8 protein-coding genes are annotated in these 6,749 nt (G+C 53.6%); all 8 read right to left on the minus strand.

Translation table 11 applies throughout. The features are described 5' to 3' along the window. Window positions 1–285 precede the first annotated feature (285 nt). The 8 genes from ACSZPU_RS21850 to hinT all read right to left on the minus strand — a co-directional run bounded on the left by ACSZPU_RS21850 (window position 286) and on the right by hinT (window position 6,425). Window positions 286–825, minus strand: a complete 540-nt coding sequence (locus tag ACSZPU_RS21850) for a glycine zipper 2TM domain-containing protein (protein ID WP_499003073.1) — start codon at window positions 823–825, stop codon at window positions 286–288. A 196-nt stretch (window positions 826–1,021) separates the two neighbouring features. Further along, window positions 1,022–2,326 (minus strand): NAD(P)/FAD-dependent oxidoreductase, encoded by a 1,305-nt coding sequence (locus tag ACSZPU_RS21855; RefSeq protein ID WP_499003075.1) that lies wholly within the window; start codon window positions 2,324–2,326, stop codon window positions 1,022–1,024. 271 nt (window positions 2,327–2,597) lie between these two features. After that, entirely contained in the window at window positions 2,598–3,140 is a 543-nt protein-coding gene (ycfP, locus tag ACSZPU_RS21860) for an alpha/beta hydrolase YcfP (protein WP_499003077.1), read from the minus strand. A 39-nt stretch (window positions 3,141–3,179) separates the two neighbouring features. Further along, the gene (gene nagZ / locus ACSZPU_RS21865; RefSeq protein ID WP_499003088.1) at window positions 3,180–4,205 is read right to left on the minus strand and encodes a beta-N-acetylhexosaminidase; all 1,026 of its coding nucleotides are present in this window, start codon (window positions 4,203–4,205) and stop codon (window positions 3,180–3,182) included. A 2-nt stretch (window positions 4,206–4,207) separates the two neighbouring features. Then, window positions 4,208–5,032, minus strand: coding sequence for a thiamine kinase (gene thiK / locus ACSZPU_RS21870; RefSeq protein ID WP_499003079.1), 825 nt, complete (start codon window positions 5,030–5,032; stop codon window positions 4,208–4,210). After that, window positions 5,013–5,678: a penicillin-binding protein activator LpoB gene (gene lpoB, locus ACSZPU_RS21875; protein WP_499003081.1), complete on the minus strand. Its 666-nt coding sequence runs from the start codon at window positions 5,676–5,678 to the stop codon at window positions 5,013–5,015. The genes thiK and lpoB overlap by 20 nt, the downstream gene beginning before the upstream one ends. Window positions 5,679–5,688: 10 nt before the next feature. Beyond that, window positions 5,689–6,063 carry a YcfL family putative periplasmic lipoprotein gene (locus tag ACSZPU_RS21880; protein WP_499003083.1) on the minus strand — a complete coding sequence of 125 codons (375 nt, stop codon included), beginning with the start codon at window positions 6,061–6,063 and terminating at the stop codon, window positions 5,689–5,691. A gap of 5 nt (window positions 6,064–6,068) precedes the next feature. Then, the gene (gene hinT / locus ACSZPU_RS21885; protein WP_499003086.1) at window positions 6,069–6,425 is read right to left on the minus strand and encodes a purine nucleoside phosphoramidase; all 357 of its coding nucleotides are present in this window, start codon (window positions 6,423–6,425) and stop codon (window positions 6,069–6,071) included. Window positions 6,426–6,749 lie beyond the last annotated feature (324 nt).

Genomic DNA, 6,749 nt, shown 5'->3' on the forward strand with positions numbered 1-6,749 from the left:
TACGGCCTCATTTCTCGCTGCCGTCCAGATCAGATGCATCGCTCTCTGGGCTAAAATCTTGTGATGACACTATCTAATAGTAATTACATTGTTATTTGGTCTCTGGGTTGTATGTGGTGGTTCGGTCTTGTTCGCTTTTATCTCGGTTATCATCACCGGATACCTGCTCTATCGCCAGCAAGATCTTATCTGAATCCTCCGCGAGGCCTTACCTCTGTAAGGCCTTTAAAAAAAAGGCCCCTCAGCCTGAGCAATTGAGGAGCCAATAGGTACAGTACTACTGTTTTAGGCTTTGTTATTCAAAATAAGCTGACCGTTGTTATCCAGTGGGATTTGGGTTCCCGGGTCTTTATCCATGCGGATTTTCCCCTGCTGGTCGCCAATTTTGTATGTGACGTCATAACCCAGCATTTTCTCCGATTTGTCATACACCGTTTTACAGCGCTGCTCAGACGTGGTGTAGGTATCTCTTGACTGCATTTCGCCCTGGACCTGATTCCCGGCATAGCCACCGCCCAGCGCGCCGACAACCGTGGCAACATCACGACCACGACCGCCGCCGAACTGATGGCCGATAACCCCACCGGCAACCGCACCCAGCACTGAACCGGTCAGACGATTTTCATCCTGTACCGGACGACGATGCGTCATGGTGACATTACGGCACTCCTGACGCGGCGTTTTGATGGATTCTTTGATTGGCGTGGCGGAAACCACCTGCGCATACTGAGGTCCGCGTTCGAAGACATTCAGACTTGCGACCGCTGCGACACCCAGAGCAGCGGCCACGCCAATACCGATACCCGCTAACATTGATTTATTCACAGGATTTCCTCCCTGGTTTGCTATTAGTAACAATTTTGCAACCTGGAGGTACACTACGCCAATCGGAATGGGTGTAAAAATGGGGAAATTAAGGAGGAAAACCACATGATTCGGAGTTATCCGAGGATACGCTGGCGATGTGACAAAAAGATGTTCTACTCTCCCACAACCTGATGCAGGAGAGCAGCCGAACAGATTAGTGCAGTTTCAGACGCGGGCGAATCACGCGGTTAATGCTGCCAACCAGCATCATCAGCCCCGTCTTAAAGTAGCCGTGCAGTGCAATCTGGTGCATACGGTACAGAGAGATGTAAACGAAGCGCGCAATACGCCCTTCCACCATCATCGACCCACGCATCAGGTTCCCCATCAGGCTACCTACGGTAGAGAAGTTCGAGAGTGAAACCAGCGAGCCGTGGTCTTTATAGAGATAAGACTTCGTCGGTTTGCCCTTCATCTGCGCCAGGATGTTGTACAGCGCGAGGCTTGCCATCTGGTGTGCGGCCTGCGCACGCGGCGGCACAAAGCCCCCTTCCGGACGCGCGCAAGACGCGCAGTCGCCAATGGCATAAATGTCCGCATCGCGGGTGGTTTGCAGCGTCGGCTCAACCACCAGCTGGTTAATACGGTTCGTTTCCAGACCACCAATCTCTTTCATAAAGTCCGGCGCTTTAATACCTGCAGCCCAGACCATCAGATCGGCTTTAATGTATTCGCCGTCTTTGGTGTGAAGACCGCCTTCATCCGCGCTGGTAACCATCGTCTGGGTGAGAACTCGCACGCCCATTTTGGTCAGCTCATTATGCGCCGCACCGGAAATACGCGGCGGCAGCGCAGGCAGAATACGCTCACCGGCCTCTACCAGCGTGACGTTCAGCGCTTCGTTGGTCAGCCCTTTGTAACCGTAGCTGTGCAGCTGTTTCACCGCATTATGCAGCTCAGCAGACAGCTCCACGCCCGTTGCCCCGCCGCCGACAATGGCGATGTTTACCTTGCCGTTAGCCCCGAGGCTGGCAGAGTATTTCAGGAACAGGTTCAGCATCTCCTGGTGGAAACGGCGCGCCTGATGCGGGTTATCAAGGAAAATGCAGTGTTCTTTCACGCCAGGGGTATTGAAGTCATTCGAGGTACTGCCTAATGCCATCACCAGGGTGTCGTACGCCAGCTTGCGTTCAGGCACCAGCAGTTCGCCTTTCTCATCACGCAGTTCCGCCAGAGTGATCGTCTTCGCTTCGCGATTGATATCAACCACGGAACCCAACTGGAACTGGAAATGGTGGTTACGCGCATGTGCCAGATAGCTCAGCGCATCGACGCCTTCATCCAGCGACCCGGTTGCCACTTCGTGCAACAGCGGTTTCCATAAGTGGCTGTGGTTACGATCCACCAGTGTAATTTTTGCTTTCTTGCCGCGGCCCAGTTTTTTACCCAGCTGTGTCGCCAGTTCAAGCCCGCCAGCACCACCGCCAACAATCACAATTTTCTTCAATGGTGTAGTCAACGTGACCCCCTCAAAATTATTAACCAATTGTTAATTAAAAGTTATAAAAATAACGTTTAATTAACAACAGGTTACAGCATGAAAACCAAACTACGTCAGCGAGAATAACATGAACGGTGCATTGGTCATACCAAAATTGATATGCATCAAGTTTTGATGCCTAAAAGTTGAACAAGTGTAGTTGTTGAGAAAAAAGATGGGCACAAACGGCAGATGAAAAACAGGCAGGAAGACGGAAAAACAAAGCCCGGCGAGTTCCGGGCTGAGGAGATTAACCGAGGGTTTTAAACGCCTTAATTCGCTGCAGATGCGGCGAAATATTCTTAAACTTGTGCGTTTGTTCTTCGTCCCAGACGATTTCATAGTAATGGTGCAGAACATCCGATGAACGCTGGCTGTCGAGCGCTTCATCGCTGCGAGACAGGATGGCAAGGCAGCGATCGCGATTTTTTTCGCGGAAGTTCGACACGCATTTGGTGGCGATGTCGAGGTACTCTTCCGGTCGGTCGATCTTTCCTTCCATATTCTCAAACGGGAACAAATTGGGATTGAACATGACCTGACGAACGTCGCACAGGAAGCCAATGCGCTCAGCCCAAAATCCTCCCAATCCAACGCCGCAAATGAGCGGTCGCTCATCAGCGTTGAGCTGCAACATTTTGTCCACCTCTTTTAACAAATGCTGCATGTCATGCTTCGGATGGCGCGTGCTGTAACTGATCAACCGGACATCCGGATCGATAAATTGCAGCTGCAGCACCTTCTCATGATTTCCCGGACTGTTTGAGTCAAAACCGTGCAAATAGATGATCATTGTATCCCCACCCTACTCCAACGCCCCGTCCGCAAAGGGTTACTGAGCCGCTTTATGTTCCAGCCAACGCTCATGGAGTTGCTCCAGTTCGCGATTGACGGCCTTCCAGCGTACAGAACTCAGCAATTCCTGACGGGAAAATGAACCTTTATGATACAATTTCGTAACACGCTCTGCTTTGATCGGCGACAGGTTATCCAACACACTTACTGCGCCTTTACGATTATTACAGACGAGGATCATATCGCAACCCGCATCCAGTGATGCCTGTCCACGTTCAGCATAGCTGCCCATGATTGCCGCGCCTTCCATCGATAAATCGTCAGAAAAAATCACGCCGTCAAAATTCAGCTCACCGCGCAGCACGGTTTTCAGCCAGTAAGGAGAACCGCTGGCCGGGCGAGGGTCAGCATCGGTATAAATCACGTGCGCAGGCATAATGGCGTCGAGCTTGCCCTGTTCAATCAGGGTGCGGAACATCGCCATATCTTTGCTGCGAATGTCCGTCAGCGGACGCGAGTCGTGCGGCGTCTCTTTGTGTGAGTCGGCGGTCACCGCACCGTGCCCCGGAAAATGCTTACCGGTAGTTTTCATGCCCGCAGCGTGCATCCCATCGATAAAATGCCCCGCGATGGTCAACGCTTTTGCTGGATCCTCATGGTAAGAACGTTCACCAATCGCGGCGCTGATGTGACCCACATCGAGCACGGGGGCAAAACTGATGTCGATATCCATCGCAATCATTTCGCTCGCCATCAGCCAGCCTGCGTCTTCGGCTACTCTGCCGCCCTCATCCATCCCCAGCAACGCAGCAAAAGATTGCGCCGCAGGCAGACGGGTAAAGCCCTCGCGAAAACGCTGAACCCGCCCTCCTTCCTGATCGACGGCGACCACCAGGCGATGGTGCGACGCAGCGCGGATCTGGCGAACCAGCTCACGCAACTGCTCCGGGTCGTGATAATTGCGGGTAAACAGAATCAGACCGCCAACCAGCGGGTGCGCCAGAATTTCGCGCTCTTCCGCATCCAGCTCGTAGCCTTGCACATCTAACATAACCGGACCCACACTCACCTCTCTTTTTCTTTCATCTTTAACTGGCGCCATGCGTCATCGGCCAGCGTAATAAATTGTTGATCGCCCGTTTTCTGCCAGCGGCATTCAAACCAGCCTGCCATCAGCATCGCTATCCACGGACGCCAGCGCACGACCTGTCGCCATAACCGCATCTCGTCGAGCGCGGCACGATGTGCATATTCCGCCACCAGCTCACGCCGCTGGTGCTCATTGTCGGTCCAGACCCCCGCCAGTTCCATCGCGATATCACCGTCACCCGCATACTCCCAGTCGATCAACCGCAGCCCGTCCGAACTGTGTACCAGATTACCGGCGTGAACATCCATATGTAATGGTGCCAGCCGCAAGGGTAGCGGTTCGCCCTCTCGCCTGCGTGCTTTTAACTGCTGTAACCAGAACAGCGTACGTCGCGACGGTGCGCACTGCTGCCAGTGCGTTTCCAGCAACGGCAGCAACGACAGTCGCCAGCCAAAAGGCGGGCAGCGGTGCAAATCATGCAGTAAGGCCGCGAGCACAGGACTCTCCGGCAGGCTGTTTCGCATCTCGCCGGAAATATAGTCAATCGCCATCCAGCCTTCGTGAAAGGCATGTGGTAGCGGTGCGATAGTTCGGGGTAAGCGTTTTAGCGCGCGATACTGACGCAAAAACGGTGATGATGTCGCCTGATGCTGCTGACGCAATACCAGGCGTTGATGACCATCGCTAATAAGACAACTCCCGCCACTCAGGCCAGTGTTCTGGCCTTCGACGGGAGCATAATGCGGGAAATAGCGTGACAGCAGCGCGTCACGCGTCAGATTACTGTTGCTGAACCGCACCTTTACCCGACCAGACAATTTCGCCAGTCTGCACCAGCATCAGTTGCATTTGCAGCGTTGGCGCATTGGCGTTGCCCGTCGCGCTGGAATACAGCACGTACTGCGCGCCCACATTGCGGGCGATACCAATGGCTTTACTGCGTGTGCCGAGACTATCCTGCGGCGACAGGCCCAGTTGCTGCTTGGCAATGGACAGCTGTTGCGCGGAAACCAGCGTAAATTTGCCATTGTTGGTCAGCGCATTGCGTAAGGTTTCGGTCGCTTCACTGGTGTTGACCGAACCGTTAGTCCGGTTGTTCACGCTATCAACCAGCAATACGTTACCCGTAGTCGCTCCGCTCGCCTGCAGCATTTTACCCATCATCGGCTGCACGGCGCTGTTCCAGTCGTAGTGACGTTCGCGCGGCGCAGGCTGGGTCGTTTGGTCAGGATGTTCGATTGGCCCAGGCTGTTCCGGGATCGACGGCACAGATGGCACGGTCGGAACCGGTTCCGACGGCTGCTGTGGTTGTTGCGGGACAGGCTGCTGCTGCGTTGGGTTCGCTTGTTCAACCGGCGCGGGTTCTTGCTCGCCGCGCATAATACACCCTGAAAGGATAACGGCCACTGTGGTCAGCAGCGCATAACGTCCTAATGTTTTAATCAATTTTCACCCCTTAGAGATAGAGATAAAGTCTGACCTTGTGCGCACCCAGGAAATTCGCATTTCCATAAAGTGTGACGGAGGAGTGCGCCGGGATCGTGACCCTACGCGGTTCTTCGAGCGGGTGCATTTCCAGGCCTCTGGCGTCGTACCAGTAAAAACGGTAATTGACGGTAACCGGCTGCGCACGTTCATTGAACAGGCGCGACGAGGCAGAGGGCTGGATTTCCTGCGTGCTCAGCGAGGGAGATTCAGCGGTGATGCCTGCGGCCAGGACATTGGCTTCCATCACCAGCGTTTGATCGTTGGCCACCGGAATCGCCGGACGCGAACCACAACCGACCAGCGTCAGGGCCGTTAACAGCAGGGCAACACGTCCGTTGATCATTATCACTAGCCTTTATGTGCCAGCATCGGGCCTAAGGGGCGGCCGCCGACCAGATGCATATGAATATGCCAGACTTCCTGCCCGCCGTGGCGATTGCAGTTCATGATCAGGCGATAGCCATCTTCCGCAATCCCTTCATCACGGGCAATTTTCGCCGCCACGGTCATCATACGCCCCATCGTCTGCTCATGCGCTTCGGTGATGTCATTAGCGGTAGGAATGAGAATGTTCGGCACAATCAGTACATGCGTTGGCGCCTGGGGAGAGATATCGCGAAAAGCGGTAACTAATTCATCCTGATAGACGATGTCCGACGGAATTTCGCGGCGGATAATCTTACTGAAAATGGTTTCTTCGGCCATGACGTTTTCCTTTTATACGTGCGGGCGACACCGCCCCATCACGAGACACAGTGTAGAGTATGAGCGAGATTCTCCGGCTGTTTCAACTATAACGCTCTTTTTCTTCAAGATTTCGCCACCAGCTGGCGGCGTTGTAACCAACCCTCACACATAACCACTGTAAATCACCCACTCCTCCATGAATCTTACATCTGTTTACATTCGTATTTCTAATGCGTATATTTCGCATTTGCATTTTCATGCGCGTTTATTAGATAGTGTCGTCACAAGATTTTAGCCCAGAGAGCGATGCATCTGATCTGGACGGCAGCGAGAAATGAGGCC

The organism is Phytobacter sp. V69 (genome assembly GCF_965644215.1).
GTDB lineage: Bacteria > Pseudomonadota > Gammaproteobacteria > Enterobacterales > Enterobacteriaceae > Phytobacter.